The 23,713-nt window shown below is 59.3% G+C and carries 20 protein-coding genes; 14 read left to right on the forward strand and 6 right to left on the reverse strand.

Going from position 1 to position 23,713, the window contains the following annotated elements:
- The first annotated feature begins 81 nt into the window (after positions 1–81).
- A complete protein-coding gene (locus Q5H93_RS04730) occupies positions 82–714 on the forward strand; it encodes an L-threonylcarbamoyladenylate synthase (protein WP_305005346.1) in 633 nt (210 codons plus the stop codon).
- An 84-nt stretch (positions 715–798) separates the two neighbouring features.
- On the opposite strand, the gene Q5H93_RS04735 is transcribed toward Q5H93_RS04730, so the two are convergent.
- Both Q5H93_RS04735 and Q5H93_RS04740 read right to left on the reverse strand, forming a co-directional pair.
- Complete coding sequence (locus tag Q5H93_RS04735; protein WP_305005347.1) at positions 799–1,656, reverse strand: lysophospholipid acyltransferase family protein; 858 nt, start codon at positions 1,654–1,656, stop codon at positions 799–801.
- Between the two features lie 74 nt (positions 1,657–1,730).
- The gene (locus tag Q5H93_RS04740; RefSeq protein ID WP_305005348.1) at positions 1,731–2,591 is read right to left on the reverse strand and encodes a hypothetical protein; all 861 of its coding nucleotides are present in this window, start codon (positions 2,589–2,591) and stop codon (positions 1,731–1,733) included.
- Between the two features lie 259 nt (positions 2,592–2,850).
- On the opposite strand from Q5H93_RS04740, the gene Q5H93_RS04745 reads away from it, so the two are divergent.
- The 6 genes from Q5H93_RS04745 to Q5H93_RS04770 all read left to right on the forward strand — a co-directional run bounded on the left by Q5H93_RS04745 (position 2,851) and on the right by Q5H93_RS04770 (position 10,261).
- Positions 2,851–3,513, forward strand: coding sequence for a WbqC family protein (locus tag Q5H93_RS04745; RefSeq protein WP_305005349.1), 663 nt, complete (start codon positions 2,851–2,853; stop codon positions 3,511–3,513).
- Positions 3,514–3,679: 166 nt separating this feature from the next.
- Entirely contained in the window at positions 3,680–6,292 is a 2,613-nt protein-coding gene (locus Q5H93_RS04750) for an ATP-dependent Clp protease ATP-binding subunit (RefSeq protein ID WP_305005351.1), read from the forward strand.
- 172 nt (positions 6,293–6,464) lie between these two features.
- Complete coding sequence (locus Q5H93_RS04755; RefSeq protein WP_305005352.1) at positions 6,465–8,033, forward strand: acyl-CoA carboxylase subunit beta; 1,569 nt, start codon at positions 6,465–6,467, stop codon at positions 8,031–8,033.
- A gap of 6 nt (positions 8,034–8,039) precedes the next feature.
- On the forward strand, positions 8,040–8,312 hold the full coding sequence (locus Q5H93_RS04760; RefSeq protein ID WP_305005353.1) for a hypothetical protein: 273 nt from the start codon (positions 8,040–8,042) through the stop codon (positions 8,310–8,312).
- Positions 8,313–8,327: 15 nt separating this feature from the next.
- Positions 8,328–9,398, forward strand: a complete 1,071-nt coding sequence (locus tag Q5H93_RS04765) for a M42 family metallopeptidase (RefSeq protein WP_305005354.1) — start codon at positions 8,328–8,330, stop codon at positions 9,396–9,398.
- 56 nt (positions 9,399–9,454) lie between these two features.
- Entirely contained in the window at positions 9,455–10,261 is an 807-nt protein-coding gene (locus Q5H93_RS04770) for a helical backbone metal receptor (protein WP_305005355.1), read from the forward strand.
- Here the strand turns inward: Q5H93_RS04770 and Q5H93_RS04775 are convergent.
- Complete coding sequence (locus tag Q5H93_RS04775) at positions 10,240–11,514, reverse strand: 3-phosphoshikimate 1-carboxyvinyltransferase (protein WP_305005356.1); 1,275 nt, start codon at positions 11,512–11,514, stop codon at positions 10,240–10,242. The two genes, Q5H93_RS04770 and Q5H93_RS04775, sit on opposite strands and share 22 nt — an antisense overlap.
- A gap of 5 nt (positions 11,515–11,519) precedes the next feature.
- On the reverse strand, positions 11,520–12,566 hold the full coding sequence (aroB, locus tag Q5H93_RS04780; RefSeq protein ID WP_305005357.1) for a 3-dehydroquinate synthase: 1,047 nt from the start codon (positions 12,564–12,566) through the stop codon (positions 11,520–11,522).
- A 130-nt stretch (positions 12,567–12,696) separates the two neighbouring features.
- On the opposite strand from aroB, the gene Q5H93_RS04785 reads away from it, so the two are divergent.
- Positions 12,697–13,119 (forward strand): hypothetical protein, encoded by a 423-nt coding sequence (locus Q5H93_RS04785; RefSeq protein ID WP_305005358.1) that lies wholly within the window; start codon positions 12,697–12,699, stop codon positions 13,117–13,119.
- Here the strand turns inward: Q5H93_RS04785 and Q5H93_RS04790 are convergent.
- Positions 13,116–14,213: a chorismate mutase gene (locus Q5H93_RS04790; RefSeq protein WP_305005359.1), complete on the reverse strand. Its 1,098-nt coding sequence runs from the start codon at positions 14,211–14,213 to the stop codon at positions 13,116–13,118. The two genes, Q5H93_RS04785 and Q5H93_RS04790, sit on opposite strands and share 4 nt — an antisense overlap.
- Before the next feature lie 151 nt (positions 14,214–14,364).
- Here Q5H93_RS04790 and Q5H93_RS04795 point away from each other — a divergent pair, with 151 nt between their 5' ends.
- The 6 genes from Q5H93_RS04795 to lysS all read left to right on the forward strand — a co-directional run bounded on the left by Q5H93_RS04795 (position 14,365) and on the right by lysS (position 22,567).
- Positions 14,365–15,567 (forward strand): proline dehydrogenase family protein, encoded by a 1,203-nt coding sequence (locus Q5H93_RS04795; protein ID WP_305005360.1) that lies wholly within the window; start codon positions 14,365–14,367, stop codon positions 15,565–15,567.
- An 86-nt stretch (positions 15,568–15,653) separates the two neighbouring features.
- Positions 15,654–16,040, forward strand: coding sequence for a hypothetical protein (locus Q5H93_RS04800; RefSeq protein ID WP_305005361.1), 387 nt, complete (start codon positions 15,654–15,656; stop codon positions 16,038–16,040).
- Between the two features lie 177 nt (positions 16,041–16,217).
- The gene (locus Q5H93_RS24135; RefSeq protein ID WP_369810983.1) at positions 16,218–17,021 is read left to right on the forward strand and encodes a hypothetical protein; all 804 of its coding nucleotides are present in this window, start codon (positions 16,218–16,220) and stop codon (positions 17,019–17,021) included.
- A gap of 284 nt (positions 17,022–17,305) precedes the next feature.
- Positions 17,306–19,504, forward strand: a complete 2,199-nt coding sequence (locus Q5H93_RS04810; RefSeq protein WP_305005362.1) for a carboxy terminal-processing peptidase — start codon at positions 17,306–17,308, stop codon at positions 19,502–19,504.
- Between the two features lie 252 nt (positions 19,505–19,756).
- The gene (locus Q5H93_RS04815) at positions 19,757–20,854 is read left to right on the forward strand and encodes a hypothetical protein (protein WP_305005363.1); all 1,098 of its coding nucleotides are present in this window, start codon (positions 19,757–19,759) and stop codon (positions 20,852–20,854) included.
- Positions 20,855–21,037: 183 nt separating this feature from the next.
- Positions 21,038–22,567, forward strand: a complete 1,530-nt coding sequence (lysS, locus tag Q5H93_RS04820; protein ID WP_305005364.1) for a lysine--tRNA ligase — start codon at positions 21,038–21,040, stop codon at positions 22,565–22,567.
- 83 nt (positions 22,568–22,650) lie between these two features.
- Here the strand turns inward: lysS and Q5H93_RS04825 are convergent, their stop codons facing one another.
- Entirely contained in the window at positions 22,651–23,532 is an 882-nt protein-coding gene (locus Q5H93_RS04825) for a T9SS type A sorting domain-containing protein (protein WP_305005365.1), read from the reverse strand.
- Positions 23,533–23,713 lie beyond the last annotated feature (181 nt).

Raw genomic sequence — 23,713 nt, forward strand, 5'->3', positions numbered from 1 at the left:
AGGTGCAGCGCAGGCAACTTTCCCCGCGCCGGCCCGTCAATCAGCGCACTTTCACGTTTCTAACTTCCCCCCTTTTAGTATATGCCCGCCACGCTCCTTCGCATCCACCCCGACAACCCGCCGCAAAACCGCATTCTCCAAGCCGTCGAAGTGCTGCGCAAAGGCGGTATCATTATCTACCCCACTGATACCGTGTATGGTATCGGCTGCGATATTCACAATACGAAAGCCGTGGAGCGCCTCTGCCGCATCAAAAACCTGAAGCCCGAGAAAGCCAACCTCAGCTTTATCTGCGCCGACCTCTCGCACATCAGCGACTACGCGCACGGCATCACCACGCCCACCTACAAAGTCATCCGGAAGGCACTGCCCGGCCCCTTCACCTTCATCTTCGAGGCCAACCCCAACGCTCCCCGCTACGGCGGCGTGAAGCGTAAAACGGTCGGCATTCGGGTGCCCGACAACCAGATTGTCACCCAGATTGTCAAAGAGTTTGGTAATCCTATCGTCAGCACCTCGGTGCGCGAAGATGAAAATACGCTGGAAGAATACGTGACCGACCCCGACCTGATTTTCGAGAAATACCGCCTCATGGTGGACCTCGTAATTGACGGCGGTTTCGGCGGCAACGTGCCCAGCACCATCATCGACTGCACCAACGACGACTTCGAGCTCATCCGCGAAGGCGCGGGCGACATCGAGCAGTACCTGTAATCTTTTTAATGGTTAATGATTAATGGTGAGTGGTTAATGAGTTCTGATAAACACCAGAACTCATTAACCACTCACCATTAGTCATTAACCATTATTCCGCTTGTGCTTCCAGCGCCGATGCGTCCAGAGGTATTGCTCGGGCGCATTGCGAATATCCTGCTCCAGCAGCCGCACAAATTGCTCGGTGATAGGGCAATCCTTGACCGGTAGGGGTGCAATGCCATCGTAAAGCTCGGTAAGCACGATTTCGTAGTATCCGCGCCGTAAGCGGCGGATGCTCACGTACACCACCGGCGCCTGAAATTTGGCCGCCAGCCGGTCGGCGCTGGTGTAAAAGCCAGCCTCCTGGTTCATGAAGCTGGTCCAGTAGGGCCGGTCTTCCGGGCCCGCCGCTTGGTCGGAAAGCAGGCTTACCACGCGGGGCTGGCCACGGCGCTCCACCATATCGCGCAGCGTATCGCGCATGGGAATGACGCCGGCGCCAGTGCGGGTGCGCAGCTCGCACATAAAGCTCTCGAAGAACGGGTTACTGAGCGGTTTGTACACGCCATCGACTTCGGCCGACAGCCAGATGGCCCCCGAAGTGAGCACCCATTCCCAATTGCCCGCGTGCGAGGCCAGGCCAATGGCCATGCGGCCCTCCGCAAAGAAACGCTCCAGCACCTCGGGATTGCGGAAAATCACGCGGCGCTTTAGCTCAGCGTCCGACATTGCGGCCAGCTTCAGAATCTCGACGATTACATCGGCAAAATGCCGGTAGAAGCCCTTGGCAATGCGCTCGATTTCCGCTGCGCTTTTCTCGGGGAAAGAATTGCGAAGGTTTTCGACTACCACTTTTTTACGGTAGGGCACCACATACACCAGCAGCACATAAAAAAAATCGGCCAGTAGGTAAAGGACTGAGTAGGGCAGATAAGCCAGGCCCATCAGTAGCCAGTGCAAGGGTCTATAATACCAGGAATAAGGTTTGATAGGCGCCGCTCGCTGCTGCGTATTGGCTGATATGGTGCGGTTTCTCATCGGGCGCTGGCCCCGGCCGGGACGTATTCTAGTTGCTTACGCTGGCCTTTGATGCGCTTGCCCGCCAGCAGCTTCTTGCCGCTGTAAGCTTCAATCAACAGCGTGTATTCGCCGTCGGGCAGGGTACCCATTGGCAACTGGCCTACTACTGGCGTGGGCTTGCCAGCGGCGGCCGTCACCGTGGCTTCAGAAGTCGTTGAGAAATTGTTCGGGCCAGTAAGAATGTAGCGCATTGTCAAGGCTTCACCTGCCGTAGCCTGATGCACTTCGGTGTAGAAGAACAGATTGTCAGCCCCGCGACCGTAGAAGCCGATGGGTGTGCGCGTCAGCGAGTAGCCGCCGCGGCTGAAGTTGTCGCTGCCGCCGTTTTTGGCGGCGGGCTTGCTCAGCAGCACGATATCCGACATGAACACGCCCGCCGGGGCTTCCAGCACCAGCGGCTGCTCCACGGTGGTTTCGCCGTTGGCCGTGCGGTATTGGTCGCGCACGGTGCCGCGCAGGGTGTATTTGCCGTCGGGCAGCAGCACGCGCTTCAGGAAGCTCTGCGGGTTCTTGATTTCCATCGTGGTGTCGTTTATCACCGGTGGCTTTAGCGTTATCACCTCGCGGTAGGCGGGTTTGCCGTCGGCTTTCAGCACCTCCAGCGTGACCGTGGCGGCCGACTGAAACTGCTTCGGGGCGCGCTGCCGGTAGGTGAGCGACTGCGTGGGCACGGTGATGTAGATATCAACCTCGGCCCCCTTTTCCACCAGATTCAGGTTGCGGAAACGGGCTACGTCCAGAAAAATCTGGGGCGGCCGGGCCTGGGCCAAACTGCCCATCGCCACTAGAAAAACCATCAGTAAGTAACGGACCACAGATTGAACAGATTTTAACGGATGAAACGGATTTTTTGTGGTTTGGCACCAGCCACGAAGTTACGTGGTACTAGGGCGGAAATTAGCTGGCAAGAACGGCTGCATCAACCCGCAGCTCCTGGCGATTTATCGACCATCATCGAAATTTCGTGCCAGCGGTTCTACTTTGCTGCTCCAACTCCAAGCTCTTTCGCAAGCAATTCGCTAGAACTGCGGACCCACAAAAAATCCGTTTCATCCGTTAAAATCCGTTCAATCTGTGGTCCTGCTATCTGAACTTCACTACCACCCGCCCGTCACCTTTTTCGCCGAACTGCTGCGCGCCGACGGCCTGCTGCTGGAGGCCCAGGAGCACTACCGCAAGCAAACCTACCGCAACCGCTGTCTCATCAAAACGGCGCAGGGCGTGCAACCGCTCACGGTGCCCGTCGTGGATGGCAACCGCTCCGAAAAGGTCAAGACCTCGGCCCTCGAAATCGACTACAGCCAGAACTGGATTCACCGCCACTGGCGCACCTTGCAAACTGCGTACGGCAACAGCCCGTACTTCGAGTATTACGCCGATTATCTGCACGACATCTACCAGCAGAAACCGGTCCTGCTCTTCGACCTCAACCTGCGCTTTCTGCGCCTGTTGTTGCGCTGCTTTCGACTGCCGCTCCCCCTCGCCTTCACCGATGAGTACTTCGCGCATTATCCCGCCACCCTGCTCGCCGAACAGCTTCCGGCTTCATTTTCGCCTCATTTGCTCGCCACACCTTTGCTCGACCGCCGCGACTGGCTGACACCCAAAAATCCTGAACCTGACACTCTGACGCTCCGACCCTACCCGCAGGTATTTGGCCCAGGTTTTGAACCGGGCCTAAGCGTACTGGATTTGCTTTTTTCGCAAGGCCCTGCGGCCAGCCAGTACTTACTGTAGCATTTGCTTCAGCTTACGACTGTTCGAAACCAGTACCCGCGAAAGCCTGTACTGCATTCCGAACCTTCGCCCGAACCAGCTTGTTTTCAAGCTAACCCGGCCCAACCCGCAATTATTTTTCTGTCCGGTTGCGGGGCAATCCTTTTTTCTTACTACGTTTATCCGCATGGAAGCTAAATTCTCAAACCGCGTCAAGGAGGTGATTTCCCTGAGCCGGGAGGAGGCCATCCGGCTTGGCCACGATTACATCGGCACCGAACACCTTCTTCTCGGTATGATTCGGGAGGGCGAGGGAACCGCGCTCGGCTTGCTGCGTAAGCTAGGCGTGGCCATGGACGAGCTGAAATTCTCCCTCGAACAGGCCACCCGCAATACCGCCACCCAGGGCACCAGCATCACCGGCTCCATTCCGCTCACCAAGCAAACGGAGAAGGTGCTGAAAATCACTTATCTGGAAGCCAAAATCTTTAAGTCCGAAATCATCGGCACCGAACACCTGCTCCTCTCGATTCTGCGCGACGAGGACAACATTTCTTCCCAAATCCTGAGCAAATTCAACGTGAACTACGAAACTGTGCGCGATTCGCTCGACTACCACGGCACGGCCGGTAGTCAGCCCCAGGGCCGGACGCCCGACACCGACGACGACGACAACGACCGCCTCTTTGGCGGCGGCCAGGGCGGCCCCAGCCGCGGCCAGGGCCAGGGTGCCCAGGGCGGTGCCCCCCGCAAATCGGGCGAGAAGTCGCGCACCCCGGTGCTCGATAACTTCGGCCGCGACCTCACCAAGCTGGCCGAGGAAGACAAGCTCGACCCCATCGTGGGCCGCGAAAAAGAAATCGAACGCGTGGCTCAAATCCTGAGCCGCCGCAAGAAAAATAACCCCATCCTCATCGGTGAGCCCGGCGTGGGTAAAACCGCCATTGCCGAGGGCCTGGCCCTGCGCATCATCCAGAAAAAGGTGAGCCGCGTGCTGTTCAACAAGCGCGTGGTGACTTTGGACTTAGCCTCGCTGGTGGCGGGTACCAAGTACCGCGGCCAGTTTGAGGAGCGCATGAAGGCCGTGATGAACGAGCTGGAAAAGTCGCCCGACGTGATTCTGTTCATCGATGAGCTGCACACCATCGTGGGCGCCGGCGGCGCTTCGGGCTCGCTCGATGCTTCGAACATGTTCAAGCCGGCCTTGGCCCGGGGCGAGATTCAATGCATCGGCGCCACCACGCTGGATGAGTACCGCCAGTACATCGAGAAAGATGGCGCGCTGGCCCGTCGTTTCCAAATGGTGATGGTGGACCCCACCACGCCGGAGGAGACCATTGAAATCCTGCACAACATCAAGGACAAGTACCAGGACCACCACCATGTGGTGTACACCGATAAGGCCATTGAGCAGTGCGTACTGCTGAGTGACCGGTACATGAGCGACCGGTTCCTGCCCGACAAAGCCATTGACATTCTGGACGAAGCCGGGGCCCGTGTGCACATCAACAACATCGTGGTGCCCGAGGATATCCTGACGCTGGAAGGCCAGATTGAGGACATCAAGACGGAGAAAAACCGCGTGGTGAAATCGCAGAAATACGAGGAAGCCGCCAAGCTCCGCGACACCGAGAAGAAGCTGCTGGAACAACTCGAAACGGCTAAAAAGAGCTGGGAAGAGGAAACCAAGAAGAAGCGCTACACGGTGAAAGAGGAGAATGTGGCCGAGGTTATTGCCATGATGACCGGCATCCCCGTTTCGCGCGTGGCCCAGAACGAAGGCGAAAAGCTACTCAAGATGGGCGAGGAGCTGAAAGGCAAGGTAATCGGCCAGGACAAGGCCATTGCCCAACTCGTGAAAGCCATTCAGCGCACTCGCGTGGGCCTCAAGGACCCCAAGAAGCCGATTGGCTCGTTCGTGTTCCTCGGCCCGACGGGCGTGGGTAAGACGGAGCTGGCTAAAGTGCTGGCTACCTACCTCTTCGACAAGGAAGACTCGCTGGTGCGCGTCGATATGTCGGAGTACATGGAGAAATTCAGCGTGTCGCGCCTCGTGGGCGCGCCTCCCGGCTACGTGGGCTACGAAGAAGGTGGGCAGCTGACGGAGAAAATCCGCCGCAAGCCTTACTCGGTTATCCTGCTCGATGAAATCGAAAAGGCTCACCCCGACGTGTATAACCTGCTGCTGCAGGTGCTGGACGACGGTATTCTGACCGACGGCCTCGGCCGCAAGGTGGACTTCCGCAACACCATCATCATCATGACCTCGAACATCGGGGCGCGTGATTTGGCCGACTTCGGCGCTGGTATCGGCTTTGGCACGAAGGCCCGGCAGGAGAACATGGACGAGCTGACGAAGAGTACCATCACGAATGCGTTGCGCAAAACCTTCTCGCCCGAGTTCCTCAACCGTTTGGACGACGTGATTGTCTTCAACTCGCTGGAGAAAAAAGACATCCACAAAATCATCGACATCAGCCTGCGCAAGCTGTTCAGCCGCGTGCAAGCCCTTGGCTACAAGGTGGAACTCACCGAGAAAGCCAAGGACTTCGTGGCCGACAAGGGCTACGACCCGAAATACGGCGCCCGCCCGCTGAACCGCGCCATCCAGAAGTACATCGAAGACCCGATTGCCGAGGAAATCCTCAAGGCCCAGGTGCTGCACGGCGACGTCATCACCGCCGACTACGAGGAAGGCAAGGAGGAACTCATCTTCTCGGTGAGCAAGAGCGACGAAAAGCCGAACCTGACTAGCGACGAGCGGCCAGCCGAAAAACCGGCCGACGACGAGAAGAAGTAGTCTGACGGAGCACCTGCTTTAGCTTGTGCGTGAAATGAAAAGCCGGTCGCTGCAAAGCGGCCGGCTTTTTTGTGTTCGCAACGCGGCCGTAGTTCTTACCTTTGGTACCTTAATCTTTCCCGACGTTTTCCATTCGGCGCAAGCTGATGCCCGCGTAACTTTCCCACCCGCAATGTCTGACCCCAACGCCCAAGTCGCCACTTCCAAAACCGACCTTTTAGCCCGTAAAAACGCCGAAGCCCTGCTGGGTGGCGGCCAGGCCCGCATCGATGCCCAGCACAAGAAAGGTAAGCTCACCGCTCGCGAACGGATTGACCTGCTGATGGATGAGGGCTCGTTTGAGGAAATCGGCAAGTTTGTGATGCACCGGGCCAAGGACTTTGGACTGGATAAGGAGTATTATCTCGGCGACGGCGTGGTGACGGGCTACGGCACCATCGGCGGCCGGCTGGTGTACGTTTTCTCGCAGGATTTCACGGTGTTTGGCGGCTCGCTGAGCGAGACACACGCCGAGAAAATCGTCAAAATCATGGATTTGGCGATGAAGAACGGGGCGCCGGTGATTGGGCTGAACGACTCGGGCGGGGCGCGCATTCAGGAAGGCGTGGTGAGTTTGGGCGGCTACGCCGACATCTTTTACAAGAATACCCTGGCCAGCGGTGTGGTACCGCAACTGTCGGCCATCATGGGGCCGTGCGCGGGCGGGGCGGTGTATTCGCCGGCCATCACGGACTTTATTCTGATGGTGGAGAATACGAGCTATATGTTCGTGACCGGCCCGAACGTGGTGAAAACCGTGACCCACGAGGAAGTGACCAGCGAGGAATTGGGCGGCGCCAGCACCCACTCGGCCAAGAGCGGCGTGACGCACTTCACCGCTGCTAATGAGGTGGCCTGCATTCAGCAGCTTAAGCAGTTGCTGAGCTATATGCCCCAGAACTGCGAGGAAACCGCTCCCGCTCAGCCCTACGAGGCCAGCGGCGACGAAAGCCGCCCGGTGCTTGACACCCTGATTCCCGACAACGCCAACCAACCCTACGACATCCGCGAAGTCATCGAAGGCATCATCGATACTGATTCATTCATGGAAGTGCATCAGAACTTTGCCGAGAACATCGTGGTGGGCTTTGCGCGGCTGGCGGGCCGCAGCATTGGTATCGTGGGCAACCAGCCGGCCGTGCTGGCCGGCGTGCTCGACATTAATGCCAGCACCAAGGCGGCGCGTTTCGTGCGCTTCTGCGACTCATTCAACATCCCGCTGCTGGTGCTGGAAGACGTGCCCGGCTTCCTGCCCGGCACCGACCAGGAGTGGCGCGGCATCATCACCAACGGCGCCAAGTTGCTCTACGCCTTCTGCGAAGCCACCGTGCCGCGCATCACCGTCATCACCCGCAAGGCCTACGGGGGGGCGTATGACGTGATGAATTCCAAGCACATTGGGGCTGACATGAACTACGCCTGGCCGACGGCCGAAATCGCGGTAATGGGCGCCAAGGGCGCGGCCGAAATCATTTTCAAGCGCGAAATTGCAACGGCGGAAAACCCTGAGGCCAAGCTACAGGAGAAGGTGGACGAGTACCAGGAAAAATTCGCCACGCCCTACCGCGCCGCCCACCGCGGCTTTGTGGATGAGGTAATTCTGCCTTCGCAAACGCGGCAGAAGCTGATTCGCGCCTTCAAGATGCTGGAAAACAAAGTGGACACCTTGCCTCGTAAGAAGCACGGCAACATTCCGCTGTAAGCTTCGATGAACTGGCAGACCACTAGCGATATTCTTTCTGGATTAGGAGTTATTGCTTTGCTGGTGGGGCTGTTGCTGCGCTTCAAAGTTGGGCGCTGGCTGCTGGCAGGTCTGTGGCTGATAGTTACGCTGGGCTCATTGTTCAGTGGCGACTGGCACGGCGCCGCCGACAACCCCGATGTAGACGACCCGCAGAAAGCCAGTCGCTACTGGCTGTGGGGCGGCGGTATTTTGCTGGCGGCGGGAATAATTATCCGCTCGCTGGTTGGTAGTAAGTAAATTTCTTTTTTCGTCATGCGTCCTGAATCCTTCGAGTTTCTTCAAAAATACCTCAACAACCCTTCGCCCACCGGCTTCGAGAAAGAAGGCCAGAAGCTGTGGCTGGATTACATTAAGCCCTACATCGACGAGTATTTCGTGGACACCTACGGTACCGTCGTGGGCGTTATTAATCCCGAGGCGAAATATAAGGTAGTTATTGAGGCTCACGCCGATGAGATTTCCTACTTCGTGAATTACATCACGAAGGAAGGCTACCTTTACCTGCGCCGCAACGGTGGTTCTGACCCGCTGGTGGCGCCTAGCAAACGGGTGAATATTCACACCAGCAAAGGCATCGTGAAGGCGGTGTTCGGCTGGCCCGCCATCCACGTGCGCAAGGTGGAGCAGGACAAGGCGCCGACCATCGAAACCGTGTTTCTGGACTGCGGCGCGAGCAGTGCCGACGAGGTGGCCGAGATGGGCATTCACGTCGGGTCAGTCGTCACGTTTGAGGACGAGTTTACGGTGCTGAACGAGCGGTTTTACGTAGGACGGGCGCTGGATAACCGCGTGGGTGGCTTCATGATAGCCGAGGTGGCCCGCATGTTGAAGGAAAACGGCAAAACCCTGCCCTTTGGCCTCTACGTGGTGAACGCCGTGCAGGAGGAAATCGGCCTACGCGGCGCCGAAATGATTGCGCACCGCATCAATCCCGACGTGGCCATTATTACCGACGTGACGCACGACAGTCAGTCGCCGATGTATGACAAGAAGACGGCCGGCGACATTTCGTGCGGCAAGGGTCCGGTGATTACCTACGGCCCGGCCGTGCAGAACAATCTGCGCGACCTCATCATCAAAACCGCCGAGGACACGGAAATTCCGTTCCAGCGCGCCGCCGCTACCCGCGCCACGGGTACTGATACTGATGCGTTTGCTTATTCTGGTTCGGGCGTGGCTTCGGCCTTGATTTCGTTGCCGTTGAAATACATGCACACGACGGTGGAGACAGTTCATAAGGACGATGTGGAAAACGTGACTAAGCTCATCTACGAGTCGCTGTTGCGGATTGAAGACGGTCACGACTTCCGGTATTTCAGCTAATTGGAATTTTTATTTAGCAAACGAAACGCCGGCAAAACCGGCGTTTCGTTTTTTCTATGAGCTACGATTCACATCAGTGCTTGGTCCGGACTGTAGACCAGATGGGGCGGCACGTAATGGCGCCGGTACTGCCGCAGCGTATCGTGTCGCTGGTGCCCTCGCAGACAGAATTATTATTTGATTTGGGCCTGGGCGAACGGGTGGTGGGGGTGACGAAATTCTGCATTCATCCAGCCGAGGCGCGGCAGCGGGCGACGGTGATTGGTGGCACCAAGCAGTTTGACTTCGAGAAAATTGCTACTCTGCAGCCGGATTTGATTATCGGCAACAAGGAAGAGAATTACCAGCAGGGCATTGTGCGACTGGCAGCTGATTTCCCCGTGTGGATGAGTGACATCAGTACCTTTCCGAAGGCCCTGGAAATGCTGCGTAGCGTGGGACAGCTGACGAAAACAACTGAGCGAGCCCGGCAACTGGCAGAAGACATTGCCACTTCGTTTGCGGCGTTGCCGGTTGATGCTGGGTTGGAGCGCGTGGCTTACTTCATCTGGCGTAAGCCTTACATGGTAGCTGGCGGCGGCACCTTCATCAACGACATGTTGGCGCGAGCGGGCTTCGCAAATGTCTTTGCGCACTTGGGGCGGTATCCTGAAATCACAGCGGACCAGCTGGCCCAGGCAGCGCCCGAGCATATTTTTCTTTCTTCCGAACCCTATCCTTTTGCCAGAAAGCATGTGGCCGAATTTCAGCAAATCTGCCCGGCAGCGACAATTGAAATCGTGGATGGCGAACTGTTCAGCTGGTACGGCAGCCGGCTGCTGAAATCGGTAGCGTATTTCCGTCAATTGCGTTCCGCAAGCTGAAACCCTAACTGGCTCAATTGCTGCCAGAATTGCGGAAACGACTTGCGCACCACCACCGGGCTTTCGATGGTGAGCGGCCCACGCAAAGCCAAGGGCGCGAAGGCCATGGCCATGCGGTGGTCGTGGTAGGTGGCTACGGTCTGGCCATTGACTTCAAAATCCGATGCACTGACCACGAAGCGGCCTTCTCCGGCATCGGTCAGCTTTCCTCCTAATTTTGCCAGCTCCGTTTGTAGCGCCGCAATGCGGTCGGTTTCTTTGATGCGCAGGCTTTCGAGGCCGGTGAAATTGGCGGGCACCTGCAGGGCGGCGGCCACCACGGCCACGGTTTGGGCCAGGTCGGGACAGTCGGTGAAATCGTGGTTCAGCGCGGTAGCTACGGGGCCTTGCGTGAGTTTTATGCCGTCCTCCCGAAACTCCGTTTGCACGCCCAGTTGCTCCATAATGCCCACAATGGCCTGGTCGCCCTGCCAGGAGTGGCGGCGTAGGCCCGGCAGCCACAGCGTAGAGCCGGGCAGGGCCAGCGCTACCAGCGCGTAGGCGTAGCTGGCGGCCGACCAGTCGGCTTCAATCGTGTAATCGGCCGGGTGGTAGGGCTGCGGGCGCACGTCGAAAATGACGCCCAGGTCGCGGGCCTGCGCGCCGAAGTGCCTCATCAGGGCCAGCGTCATGTGCAGGTAGGGACGCGAGCCGACTTTGCCCGTCAGGCGCAGGCGCAGGCCGTGGGGCAGCAGCGGGCCAATCATCAGCAGGGCAGAGATATACTGGCTGCTTATGTCGCCGCGCACCTGCAGGGTTACGGGCTGGTCGTCGGTATCGGCGGGCTGCGGGGTGCGGCCGCGCAGACGCAGGGGCGGGTAGCCTGCCTGGCCGAGGTAGTCGATGCGAGCGCCGAGCTGGCGCAGGGCCTCTACCAGCACGCCGATAGGCCGCTCCTGCATGCGGGCGGTGCCGGTGAGCACCGTTTGGCGGCCGCTCATGGCCAAGTAAGCCGTGAGGAAGCGCATGACGGTGCCAGCGTCTTCGGCATTTAGTTCGGCGGAATCTTCAGCGGCCAGCAGGCGCTGCATAAGCTGCGTGTCGTTGGCATCCGACAGATTGTCAAGCTGTCCGCTGCCGGCCAGGGCCTGAATGATGAGGGCGCGGTTGCTCTCGCTTTTGGAAGCGGGTAGCTGCATGGTGCCGCTCAGCGGGCCACCCGGCCATTGCAGGTGAAGTGGCGAGTTCGTGAGGTGGTTAGCAGCTGAACCCATTGAAGTTACGACTGAATGCGGTGGTAATAGCGCAGGCTTTCGGCAATTTCGCCCAAGGTCACCGGTTGGTCATACACCCCCTGGCCGATACCCTTTAGCAAGGTGCAGTTTATCGTGGCGCCCTCGTTTTTCTTATCCTGCAACGCAAATTCGGCAATGGCCTCCGTTTCCAGCAAAATGAACGGAATGCGGTCGAAAACCGAGAACACGAAGGTTTCAATTTTATCCAAATCCTCGGCCGGCAGCAGGCCGCGCTGCACCGAGAGCCAGCTTTCGCACACCAGCCCGGCGGCCACGGCCTCGCCGTGCAGCACCTCGCGGCCCGGTTGCGTCAGCAGGTAGCTTTCCAGCGCGTGGCCCACGGTGTGGCCAAAATTGAGCAGCTTGCGCGGCCCGGCTTCCAGCGGGTCCTGGGCCACGATGCGTTGCTTGAGGGCTATTGACTCGCGGATAATGGGTGCCCAGTCATCCGTCAGCCAGCCCAGCCGGCGGTTGCTATCGAACGCAGCAGCGTCGGCAATCAGCCAGTGTTTCAGCACTTCGGCGTAGCCCGATTTAAGCTGGCGCGGGTCGAGCGTTTCCAGGAATTGAGGCTCAATAAATACTGCCAGCGGTTCCTGAAACACGCCGAGCTGGTTTTTGAAGCCCTGAAAATCAATGCCCGTTTTGCCGCCCACGCTGGCATCGACCTGCGCCAGCAGGGTAGTGGGAACCTGCACGAAGCCAATCCCGCGCTTGTAAAGCGCCGCGCAGAAGCCGCCCAAATCCGTCACCACGCCGCCACCCAGGTTCACCAGCACGGCGTGGCGGTCGGCCTGCTGCTCGGTGAGCTGGCACCATACCGTGTCGCACACACTGAGGCGTTTGTACTCCTCGCCGGCCGGAATTTCAATGAGAAAATAATCCGGCGGCAACTGCGGCTCCAGCAGCGGCAGGCACAGGCGGGCCGTGTTGGCATCGGCCAGCACAAACACGCGGCTGATGCCGGGCCGGAACAGATACGCGGCTAATTCGGGCAGCGCCTCGGCGCCGATGGTGACGGGAGAATTCATGGGGCGAAAGTCGGAATAAATAGGCGGGCACGAAGCCGCTGCGCAACCATACGCGCCGGGTGGCGGTCAGGGAGAAGCCGGCACGTATTAATTTGCTCAACTGCCAGCCTGCTCCATTTCTCTTGTTCTGATGAAAGCGCTGCTTCCAATCCTGGCCTCTCTCGCCGTGCTGACTGCCAACTGCAGCAAAAGCAAGTCCGACGACCCGAACCCCACTGTGTACATAAGCGGTAGTGGCCTGCCCGGCAACTGGAAGCTCGTTAACCTGCAATGCTACTGCGCGCCCGCCCCATTAGCCAATGAGCAGCTGGCTATTACCTCGGCCGACTTCGCTGAATACCGAAATGGAACGCAGATTTTTGACGCAACCTATACTATTGGTAGCACCACGCGGTGCGGGCTGCCATCCATAGTACCAGCCCTGATTCTGGTGCCGAAAATGAATTACAGTGCAGTTCGCAGCGTGGGCTACACCCTGCACAACGATACGCTGGTGCTGGATTACGGCTCGGCCTGCGACGCCCCGCGCAAAAGCTACCGGCGCGTGCGCTAGTCGGCCCGCTGCATGATTTCCGTCTGGCGGCGAATGCTTTCGACGTGAATCAGCTTGTACAGCTCGGCCACGAACTTCGGATTAACGCGCAGCTTTTCGGCCCATTCCGGGCGGCTGCTGAAAATCTCCTGCCAGCGGTCGAGCTGCAGGATTTTCACGTTGTTTTCCTTCTTGTACTCGGCTAGCTCTTCCACCAGCGCCATGCGCCGGGCCAGCGCTTCGATGATTTCGCGGTCGGCCACGTCCATTTTATGGCGTAATTCCTCCGCTTTGCTCAGGTAATCAGCATTGTCGGAGGACCGGCGGCGGTATTTCAACTCGCTCAGGATTTCGCCCAGGCGCGCGGGCGTCACCTGCTGGGCTGCGTCGCTCAGCGCATTATCCGGGTCGGGGTGGGTTTCAATCATCAGGCCGTCGTAGTCGAGGTCGAGGGCCTTTTGGGCAATGGGCAGCAGCAAATCGCGCTTGCCGCCGATGTGGCTGGGGTCGCAGATGAGCGGGATGTGCGGGAAGCGCGTTTTTAGCTCGATAGGCAGCATCCAGGTGGGCGCATTGCGGTAGCGACTGGGCGCAAAGGTGCTGAACCCTCGATGAATAGCGGCCAAATCGTGGATGCCGGCGCGCTCCAGGCGCTCCAGCGCCCCGGCCCAAAGGGCCACGTCGGGGTTCACGGGATTTTTCACCATCACGGGCACGCCGGTGCCAGCCAGGGCATCGGCTAAGTCCTGCACAGCGAAGGGATTGACGGTGGTGCGGGCCCCAATCCACAGCACGTCGATGCCGTGGGCCAGCGCTTCCTCCACGTGGCGCGGCGTGGCTACCTCCACGGTGGTGGGGATGCCGGTTTCGGCCTTCACGCGCTGCAGCCAGGGCAGCGCCACCGAGCCCATGCCCTCGAAGCCGCCGGGCTTGGTGCGCGGCTTCCAGATGCCGGCCCGGAACAGGTCGATGTTGCCCAGCGCCTGCAGGCCGCGGGCGGTGGTGAGCACCTGCTCCTCGGTTTCGGCACTGCAAGGGCCGGCAATGAGCAGCGGCTGGCCTTTTTTGGCCAGCAGGCGGGTGAAATACGTATCGGTAAGCGGAGGATTTTGCATGCAAACAGGGGGCAGAAGAACGGCCATCGCGGCCACGCGCCAAACGGCCGGAAAGGTAACGCCGCGACGTTGAACGATGTTTACCGGCTAACTTCGTCCGCTCGTTTTCCGCCCTTCTTTCCCACCCATTTCCCGTTTCCCACTCTCGCCTATGCCTGCCGACCCCAGCCCCCAGGTCCCGCCCATTTCCTTCGATGACACCCGCGTCGCCTTCGCTTCAAAGTCGGACGGCCGGCTGCGCAAGATGTACGGCCTCTTCGCCGCCATGAACAACGGTACGCTGGTAAAAACCGGCAGCAGCCTGATGAAAACGGCGCTGAAATGGCACTTGCCCGGCACCAAGTTCCTCATCAAGCACAGCATCTTCGAGCAGTTCTGCGGCGGCGAAACCATCGAAGAATGCCGCCCCGTGACGGCCGAGTTGGGCAAGTACAACATCGGCACCATCCTCGACTACTCGGTGGAAGGCGAAGGCAGCGACCAGAGCTACGACCGCACCCGCGACGAACTGCTGGCCACCATCGAAGAAGCCCACCGCTCGCAGCATATCCCCTTCTCGGTCTTCAAGGTAACGGGTGTAGCCGACGTGGCTATTCTTGAAAAAATTCAGGCTGGCGAAACGCTCAGCGCCGCCGAACAGGCTGCCCACGACCGCGCCCTGGCCCGCGTCGATGCCTTGTGCGCCCGCACTCATCAGTATGGCATCCGCCTGTTTGTCGATGCCGAGGAAAGTTGGTTTCAGCAAACCATCGACGAGCTGACCTACGATATGATGGCCAAGTACAACCGCGAGAAGGCCATCGTCTGGAACACCTATCAGCTCTACCGCCACGACCGGCTTGACGCCCTGAAAGCCGCCCACGACGCGGCTGAAAAAGCCGGTTACTATATCGGTGCCAAGCTGGTACGAGGGGCATACATGGAAAAGGAAGCCCGCGTGGCGAAGCAACGCAACTACGCCACGCCCATCAATCCCAGCAAGCAGGCCACCGACGACCTCTACGACGAAACCCTGCGCTACTGCGTGGCACACCTCGACCGTATCAGCATCTGCGCCGGCACCCACAACGAGGCCAGCTCGCTGCTGCTCACGCAGCTGATGAAAAAGGCCGGCATCGCGCCGCAGGATGAGCGGGTGTGGTTTGCCCAGCTCTATGGCATGAGCGACAACCTGACTTACAACTTGGCCAACGCCGGCTACAACACGGCTAAGTACCTGCCTTACGGCCCGGTAGAGGCCGTGATGCCTTACCTGCTGCGCCGCGCCGACGAGAATACTGCCATTGCCGGCCAAAGCAGCCGTGAGTTTCTGCTGATTGAAAAGGAGATAAAACGGCGGAAAGGCCGGGCGTAGGTATCGGCCACCGTTGCTAAATTGCGCTTACGCCTATTTTTTCACTACTTTTCGCTTCTTAAACTGCCCTAGTTTGTTGCCCACCCATGACTAACCGCGTTCGTACCTATCTTATTCGTTTTGCCCGCAACCAAACTGGCACCGTGAGTTACCTCACCCTGGTGCAGGAAGCCGAGCTGGGACTGAACCTGGAAATTTCGCACGAGAAGGCGCGTTTGAACGAGATGTTGGCCGAAATTTCCCAAACCGAGCACGCCGAGGGCCGCCCGCCCCTGAGCAGCCTCGTGAAAGTGCAGGGCTCGAAAGGCCAGGGCGATAACTTCTACAAGCTCTGCGAGAAAATGGGTATGGGCGAGTGGCGCAGCCTCAAGCAGGACGAGAATTTTCTGAAAAATCTCATCAGGGAAAGCCACGCCTACTGGCGCGACGACGCGAACTATCAGGAGTTTGCCCACATGGAAGAAAGTGAATAACTGAGCCGTTGGGGTTTTGTGAGAAGCTCAACCATTGGATGGAGCAAAGAGGAAATAGAAAAGTAGAAAGTCGGCTGCATCTGTAACCCCCGTTACAGCGGTCCCGTTAAGGTGCTTGCTTAGCCACTCCGGCGGAGCTTGAGAACTTTCTCCTTTCCACATTTCCACCCAACTCCGATGAACACCAACGATTCGAATAACCCGCAAAACCAAGGCACCGGCGCCGGCGCTAACTACGGCACCACCAACACCGGTACCGGTATGGGCAACCCTACTAGCTCCAGCAACGAAGGCACCAGCTACAACGCTGGCACCGGCGCAGGCGTCGATGGCGACGACTACAGCGCTACCGCTAAAGGTGCCGCCATTGCCGGCACTCCCGGTGCCGTAGTGGGCCGCGCCATCGATGGCGTGCAGAACACTGCCGACCACGCGGCTCACGCCGTAACCGGTCAGCCTTACCGCAGCGGCAGCACCACCACCGGCATCTTCCGCGACCGCAGCAGCGCCGAGAAGGCCTACGAGTCGCTCTCCTCGCGCGGCTACACCAAAGATGATGTGAACCTGCTCATGTCGGACGAAACCCGCAAGACGCACTTCGGTGACGACACGGTTCATTCCGACCTGGGCGACAAAGCCATGGAAGGTGCGGGCGTAGGCTCGGCCATCGGTGGCACGGCTGGCGCTGTGATTGGTGCCATCGCTGCTATCGGTACTTCGGTAGCGCTGCCGGGCCTGGGCCTGATTATCGCTGGTCCGCTGGCGGCTGCGCTGGCCGGTGCCGGCGCCGGTGGCCTCACGGGTGGCTTGGTAGGCGCCCTGGTAGGCTCGGGTATTCCCGAAGACCGTGCTGCTGAGTACGAAACCAGCATTAAAGAAGGCGGCATCGTGATGGGCGTGAAACCCCGCAACGAAGAAGATGCCCGCTACTTCGAAGAAGAATTCCGTCGCAACAACGGCGGCAACGTGCGCAACTACTAAGTAATACGTCGTCGTTTGCCCGCCATTGGTCGTTTATTCGGGCAATAAGCAGCCGGCAAACGGCAAGTAGCACAGCAATAAAAAGCCTTTCCCAACCCGGGGAAGGCTTTTTTGTTGCAACTACCCAGGGCCTTGCGTAGTCAATGGATGCGGCACGATTGTAGATATCGGCCGGGGGCACTTATTTCACCCGCTGGCACGTTTTTGCCGTAGAGAAGCGGGTGGGGCGGCAGTTGCTGCTTTCGCGTACTTTTGATTCTTATCCTCATTTTTTAGTTCTGCTGATGTCTTTTTCCCGCTTGAAAATCGGTCTGTATGCCTTCCTGGTGTCGGCCGTATTTGTTCTGGCTTCCTACCGACTGCTGCGGCGCGCCGACTCAGCCGTACCAGGCAAGGACGAGGTGCTGATTGGCACTATGTTGCAAGGCCTCTCGGCCGCCCACTACCAACCCGAAAAGGTGGACGACGCTTTCTCGAAGCGCGTGTTCGACCTCTACCTGAAGCGCCTCGATTTCCGCAAGAAATTCCTGCTAGCTTCCGATGTGGAGCAACTGCGCAAATTCCAGACGCAGATTGACGACGAGGTGAAGCGCGGCTCCCACGAGTTCCTCGACCTCAGCACCAAGCTGATGGCCGAGCGCACCAAGGAAATGCAGTTGCTCTACCGCGAGCTGCTGGCCAAGCCCTTCGATTTCACTACCGAAGAAACCTTCCAGACCGATTTTGAGAAAGCCGCTTTCCCGGCTGATAAAGCCGCCCAGCGCGAACAGTGGCGCAAGCTGCTGAAATACGAAACCCTGTCGCGCATCTCGGAAATGATGGACGCGCAGGAAAAGGCCAAGGATAAGAAGGCCTTAGCCTCCACAACCACTCCCGCGCCCGGCAGCGCTGCCGATGTAGCCACGCCCGCCGCCGCTAACCCCGAAGCACCCACCGCGCCCGAGCCGCCCCGCACCCCCGCTCAAATGGAGGCCGAGGCCCGCAAGCGCGTGCTGAAAGTGTATGACGACCAGTTTGCCGACCTGCTCGATACCGATGCCAACGAGCGGCTGAGCATCTACGCCAACACCATTGCCAACACCTACGACCCGCACACGGAGTATTTTGCGCCGCGTGAGAAGCAGGATTTCGACATTGCCATGACTGGTCGTTTCGAGGGCATCGGCGCGACGCTGCGCGAGAAAGACGGCCTGATTTACGTGGAGGATATTATCCCGGGCTCGGCGTCGTCGCGTCAGGGCCAACTGAAAAAGGGCGATGCGCTGCTGCGCGTGGCCCAGGGTGCCGCCGAGCCGGTGAGCATTGAGGGCTGGCGCACGCAGAAAGCCATTACCCTGATTCGGGGTAAGAAGGGCTCGGAAGTGCGACTGACGGTGAAAAAGCCCGATGGCAGCACCCAGATTATTCCCATCATCCGCGATGTGGTGGTGATTGAGGAAACCTACGCGCAGTCGGCCACTATCGATATGAACGGCCAGAAAATCGGCTACCTGCGCCTGCCCACGTTCTATGCCGACTTCAATGACAACGGCGGCCGCAGCTCGGCCGAAGACGTGAAGAAAGAGCTGGCCAAGCTGAACGCCGAAGGCGTGAAGGGCGTGGTGTTCGACCTGCGCTACAACGGCGGCGGCTCGCTCACCGATGCCGTGGAAATGGCCGGCCTCTTCATGGAAAGCGGCCCGATGGTGCAGGTGCGCGACGGCCAGGGCCGCACCAGCGTGCTCAACGACAAGGACCCTCGCGTGCAGTACAGCGGCCCGCTGGTGGTGCTGGTGAACAAGTACAGCGCCTCGGCCTCCGAGATTCTGGCGGCTGCCATCCAGGACTACAAGCGCGGCGTGATTATGGGCTCGGCCAGCACGTATGGCAAGGGCACTGTGCAGCGCATCTTCGACCTCGATGAGGCCCTGCCGGCCGAGTTGAACAGCGTGAAACCTATTGGCTCACTGAAGCTGACGACCCAGAAATTCTACCGTGTGAACGGTGGTTCGACCCAGTTTAAAGGCGTGATGTCGGACATCGTGCTGCCCGATGCCTGGGCCTACCTCGACCAGGGTGAAAAGGAAACTGACTACCCGCTGAAGTGGGACGAAATTCAGCCGGCCCGTTACCGCCCTTGGGATGCTGCCCCGGCTATCGACAAGCTGCGTGCCAACAGCAAGGTTCGCGTGGCCGCCAGCCCCAGCTTCAAAGTGCTGGATGAAATTGCTCAACGCATGAAAAAGCGTAAGGACGAAACCACCGTTTCGCTGAAACTGACGGCTTATCGCACCGAGCAGGCGCAGGCCAAGGCCGAATCGGACAAGTACGAGGAGGCCCAGAAAGCCTCTACGGGGCTGACATTTACGCCGCTTTCGGCCGACGTGAAAGCCCTGGCTGGCGACACGATTAAAATCAACCGCGCCGCCCGCTTTACCAAGAATTTGAAAAAGGATATCACCATCGGCGAAGCCGTGGCGGTTATCAACGACGAGCTGAAATAAGCGCTGGGCCGCTACGGCGGCTGGCTTTAGCAGATTATCAAACGCCCCCGGCTTGCAAAGGCCGGGGGCGTTTTTTTGCCCGATTTATACTGCCCAGTTTGCTTAGTAAATAGGGTTGATTTTCTGCCGGCTAATTGGTAGATAAACCGTGTAGTTAATGCGTTGTCTAACAGAGCGGTTTGCTTGCTAAAAACTTTGTCAAAAATTTTAGTAAACGTGCAACTAAAAACCTTCGCACGCGGTTTAGCCAGCATGAAGACTACAGAGGAAACCCGCATCATTCAGCTCATCCCGCAGGAAGCTCCTGCCGCTGATGAGCAACAGGAGAAGCAAGCCGATGAAACCTGGCGCAAGTCTATTCCGGCCCAGGTTTTCCTGAACTACTTCTTCGCTATCAATTACCACATTCAGGAAAACGACACGGCCCTCGGTGGCTTGTCGCAGCTCCCGTTTTTCCGCAGCCACGAGGCCCAGTTGGAAGAGGCCGACGTGGCGGCCATTACCAAGCTGCTGCACACGAGCTGGAGCACCGAGTACGCCCTGCGCGCCACGGCCGAGCTGGGCGATGAGAACTTCCTACGCAATGCGCTGCACTGGACTTTTCCGCAGGCTTACCACGCTATTCTTTCCGGCTTGCAGGCGTTTCTGTACACCACCGGCGTGCGTTCCAGCAACTCGCAGCTCATTCGCCGGGAGGTGGGGCGGCTGGTGGTGAAGAATGCCTACCCGCGTCCGGTGGCGTTTTATGCGGCTGGGGCTTATGGCGACTTCAGCATTCACCGCTTGCCGCTGGCGGGCTACAAGGCCGGGCTGCACATTGCCAGCCAGGAAATTGATGCCCAGGCCCAGATTGGCCAGTTTCTGCGCACCACGCGCAAGATGAAGGCGCAGTGGACGCGCCAGCAGGTGCAGGCCAACCCCAACACGGCCATCCGCAGCCAGAAAACCGGGCGCCCGCTCGATAAGTGGACGGCCAGCCACTGGCAGCAGATTACCTGGCGCCTGGGCTACACCACCATCTTCGACCTCTTGGGCCGCCTGCGTATCTCGCAGAGCAGCCGCGAAATCGAGCGCTACGTGGAGGCCGACATCGACTTCAACCTCTTCCATACCTCGCTGCTCAACATCGTGAGCTACCTCAACGGCATTCACGAGACCTACGTGGCGAAGGCCCTGGGGCTGGAGCGCTACCAGCAGCTGGTGGCCGAGCTGCCGGCGCACTTGCAGGCAGGCTTTGTGCAGGAGCGGCTGCGCACCCGCGTGGAGCCGGTGCTGGCCCCCACGCCGCCCTCGAATCCGGCCCTGCGCCTGGAGGGCGAAGAGCCGCAGCAGTACCGCATGGCGGCCTAATTGCCCGTCATTTGCAGATAAAGCCGCTCCGGTTTCGGAGCGGCTTTTTTCGTGTTGTACTTTTGTGGTTCACTTTTAACCGGTCCCACGGCCGTTGGCTTGCCTGGCAGGCCTTTTCGGGTGATTTGGTTGCCACAGCTGTGGCTGCCGGCGAATCCGAATGAATCCGTGGTTCAGATAACAATGCATCAACTAAGCGAGCAGGAAATCCTGCGCCGTAACAAACTGGAAGAGTTACAGAAGCTAGGTATTGAGCCCTATCCTTCCGAGCTGTTCGACGTGAACTTTTACGCCCAGGAAATTCACGACAACTACCACCCCGAGCTGAACAACTTCCAGGAAGTGGTGCTGGCGGGGCGGCTGATGTCGTCGCGGGTAATGGGCAAGGCTTCGTTTGCCGAGCTCATGGACTCGTCGGGGCGTATTCAGCTCTACGTGAACCGGGATGAAATCTGCCCCGGCGAGGACAAGACGCTGTATAACGTCGTGTTCAAGAAGCTGCTTGATTTGGGCGACTTTATCGGCGTGAAAGGCCATGTGTTCAAGACGCAGGTGGGCGAAACGTCTATCCACGTCACGGAATTGAAATTGCTGGCGAAGGCGCTACGCCCGCTGCCGGTGGTGAAAACCCAGAAGGACGAAGCGACCGGCGAAACCATTACCTACGACGCCTTTACCGACCCCGAGCAGCGCTACCGCCAGCGCTACGTGGATTTGGTGGTGAACCCGCATGTGCGCGACACTTTCGTGAAACGCTCGCAGCTGGTGCAGTCGATGCGGAATTACCTCAACGACAAAGGCTATTTGGAGGTGGAAACGCCGATTCTGCAACCGCTGTACGGCGGGGCGGCGGCGCGGCCGTTCAAGACGCACCACAATACGCTGGACATGGACTTGTACCTGCGCATTGCCAATGAGCTGTATCTGAAACGCCTGATTGTGGGTGGTTTCGATGGTGTGTATGAGTTCTCGAAGGACTTCCGCAACGAGGGCATGTCGCGGTTTCACAACCCCGAGTTTACCCAGATGGAGCTCTACGTGGCCTACAAGGACTACGCCTGGATGATGGACCTGGTGGAGGAAATGGTGGAGCGCGTGGCCCTGGCTTTGCACGGCAAAACCGAGGTGCAGGTGGGCGACAATGTCATCAACTTCCAGCGGCCCTGGCAGCGCTACACTATGTTCGAGGCCATCGAGAAGTACACCGGCGAGGCCATCGGCGAGATGGACGAGACGGCGTTGCGCGCCACGGCGGCTAAGCTGAACGTGCACTTGGAGCCCAGCATGGGCAAAGCCAAAATCATCGACGAGATTTTTGGCGAGCACGTGGAAGGCAAGCTCATTCAGCCCACGTTTATCACGGATTACCCGGTGGAAATGTCGCCGCTGGCCAAGAAGCACCGCGACCGGCCCGGCATGGTGGAGCGTTTCGAGGCCATCTGCAACGGCAAGGAAATCTGCAACGCTTTCTCCGAGCTCAACGACCCCATCGACCAGCGCAAGCGCTTCGAGGACCAGCTGGAGCTGGGCAAGCGCGGCGATACCGAGGCCATGGTGCTCGACGAAGACTTCCTGCGCGCCCTGGAGTACGGCATGCCGCCCACGGCCGGCCTGGGCATCGGCATCGACCGCCTGAGCATGATTATGACCAACTCGCACTCCATTCAGGACGTGCTGTTTTTCCCGCAGATGAAGCCGGAGAATAACGGGTAGGGAATAAAGATTACTAAAAGGAAAGGGCCTCCTGCTACACGCGGGAGGCCCTTTCCTTTTTGGGGTAATGGTTGCTGCAGGGGCTACTGCTTCACGATGCGGCGGGTGAGCTGGCGGCCATCGGTGAGCTGGCCGTGCAGCAGGTAGGTGCCGGCTGGCAGGGCGCGCAGGTCGAGGCGGGCATCGGCGGGCAGCTGGGCTGGCGTGAGCACGGGGCGGCCGCATACGTCGAGCAGGCGGAGCTGGCGCAGGGTGGCCGTGGGCGGCAGGTCGATGCGGAGCCAGTCGTGGGTGGGCGTGGGGTGCACCTGCCAGGGCTGGGACGGGGCGGCAGCGGCGGCGAGCACCGCGTTGCCCAGGGCGTAGTCTTTGATGATGATGATGAGGCGGTCGGTGCCGGTGGTTTGCACTAGCAGACGCAGCCAGCCGTAGCGCCAGCTGCCGCCCGCCCGCAGCCGCAGGCCCAGGTAGTGGTCTTGCCCGCCCAGCCACATGCCGTACGACTGATTACCCGCCGGATTGTTGTTCAGGCGCACCAGCCACGAGGGGCCGTAGGGATAGATGGTGCTGCGGCTGCCCCAGGTATTGGGCGGCAGGGAGCTGGCGGGCTGCGGGCCGCGCGCCTGAATGGTATCGGCGGCGGCAAAGGCAACCAGCGCGGGCGCCTGCGAGGAGGAGTAGAGGGCTACGTCGTCGTGCCGGGGGTGCACCTGCGCCTCGGCGTAGCTGGGGAAGTTGACGGTGCTGACCACGGCCGTCAGCTGCAGGTCGAAGCGGCCGTCGCCATCGAGGTCCAGCGAATCGGTGCTCTGATTGACGCCTGGGCGCTGCCCCGCCAATACTTTATTGGGCCTTAGGTTGATGTAGCGGGCATTGGTGGTGCTGCCGGCCACAATGTACTGGGCCTGCGCGGTGAGGCTGCTGAGGCTGACGGCTACCGCAAGCAGCAGGAGAGGTTTAGGCATCGGAGATGGGAGAAAATGTGGGGCCACGCGCTGGTAAGACCGAAAGAATGGGCGGGAGGTTGCTGCGCCGGCCCCCGCTCAGCGGTAAGTTGGCCGGGCCGTAGGGCCAAATTAGCTTCTAAGTAGCGAAAATCCCGGTGTAAGTGGTGGGGCACCGCACGCATGGCAGTGGCGGTATTTG

It is taken from the genome of Hymenobacter aranciens (assembly GCF_030580865.1).
Lineage (GTDB): Bacteria > Bacteroidota > Bacteroidia > Cytophagales > Hymenobacteraceae > Hymenobacter > Hymenobacter aranciens.

Coding starts and splice junctions, on each gene's coding strand:
- Q5H93_RS04760 (WP_305005353.1), top strand. CDS start 8,040: ATGAACTGGCAGACCACTAGCGATATTCTTTCTGGATTAGGAGTTATT.
- lysS (WP_305005364.1), top strand. CDS start 21,038: ATGCATCAACTAAGCGAGCAGGAAATCCTGCGCCGTAACAAACTGGAA.
- Q5H93_RS04750 (WP_305005351.1), top strand. CDS start 3,680: ATGGAAGCTAAATTCTCAAACCGCGTCAAGGAGGTGATTTCCCTGAGC.
- Q5H93_RS24135 (WP_369810983.1), top strand. CDS start 16,218: ATGAACACCAACGATTCGAATAACCCGCAAAACCAAGGCACCGGCGCC.
- Q5H93_RS04825 (WP_305005365.1), bottom strand. CDS start 23,532: ATGCCTAAACCTCTCCTGCTGCTTGCGGTAGCCGTCAGCCTCAGCAGC.
- Q5H93_RS04755 (WP_305005352.1), top strand. CDS start 6,465: ATGTCTGACCCCAACGCCCAAGTCGCCACTTCCAAAACCGACCTTTTA.
- Q5H93_RS04800 (WP_305005361.1), top strand. CDS start 15,654: ATGACTAACCGCGTTCGTACCTATCTTATTCGTTTTGCCCGCAACCAA.
- Q5H93_RS04785 (WP_305005358.1), top strand. CDS start 12,697: ATGAAAGCGCTGCTTCCAATCCTGGCCTCTCTCGCCGTGCTGACTGCC.
- Q5H93_RS04770 (WP_305005355.1), top strand. CDS start 9,455: ATGAGCTACGATTCACATCAGTGCTTGGTCCGGACTGTAGACCAGATG.
- Q5H93_RS04730 (WP_305005346.1), top strand. CDS start 82: ATGCCCGCCACGCTCCTTCGCATCCACCCCGACAACCCGCCGCAAAAC.
- Q5H93_RS04765 (WP_305005354.1), top strand. CDS start 8,328: ATGCGTCCTGAATCCTTCGAGTTTCTTCAAAAATACCTCAACAACCCT.
- Q5H93_RS04790 (WP_305005359.1), bottom strand. CDS start 14,213: ATGCAAAATCCTCCGCTTACCGATACGTATTTCACCCGCCTGCTGGCC.
- Q5H93_RS04775 (WP_305005356.1), bottom strand. CDS start 11,514: ATGGGTTCAGCTGCTAACCACCTCACGAACTCGCCACTTCACCTGCAA.
- Q5H93_RS04810 (WP_305005362.1), top strand. CDS start 17,306: ATGTCTTTTTCCCGCTTGAAAATCGGTCTGTATGCCTTCCTGGTGTCG.
- aroB (WP_305005357.1), bottom strand. CDS start 12,566: ATGAATTCTCCCGTCACCATCGGCGCCGAGGCGCTGCCCGAATTAGCC.
- Q5H93_RS04815 (WP_305005363.1), top strand. CDS start 19,757: ATGAAGACTACAGAGGAAACCCGCATCATTCAGCTCATCCCGCAGGAA.
- Q5H93_RS04795 (WP_305005360.1), top strand. CDS start 14,365: ATGCCTGCCGACCCCAGCCCCCAGGTCCCGCCCATTTCCTTCGATGAC.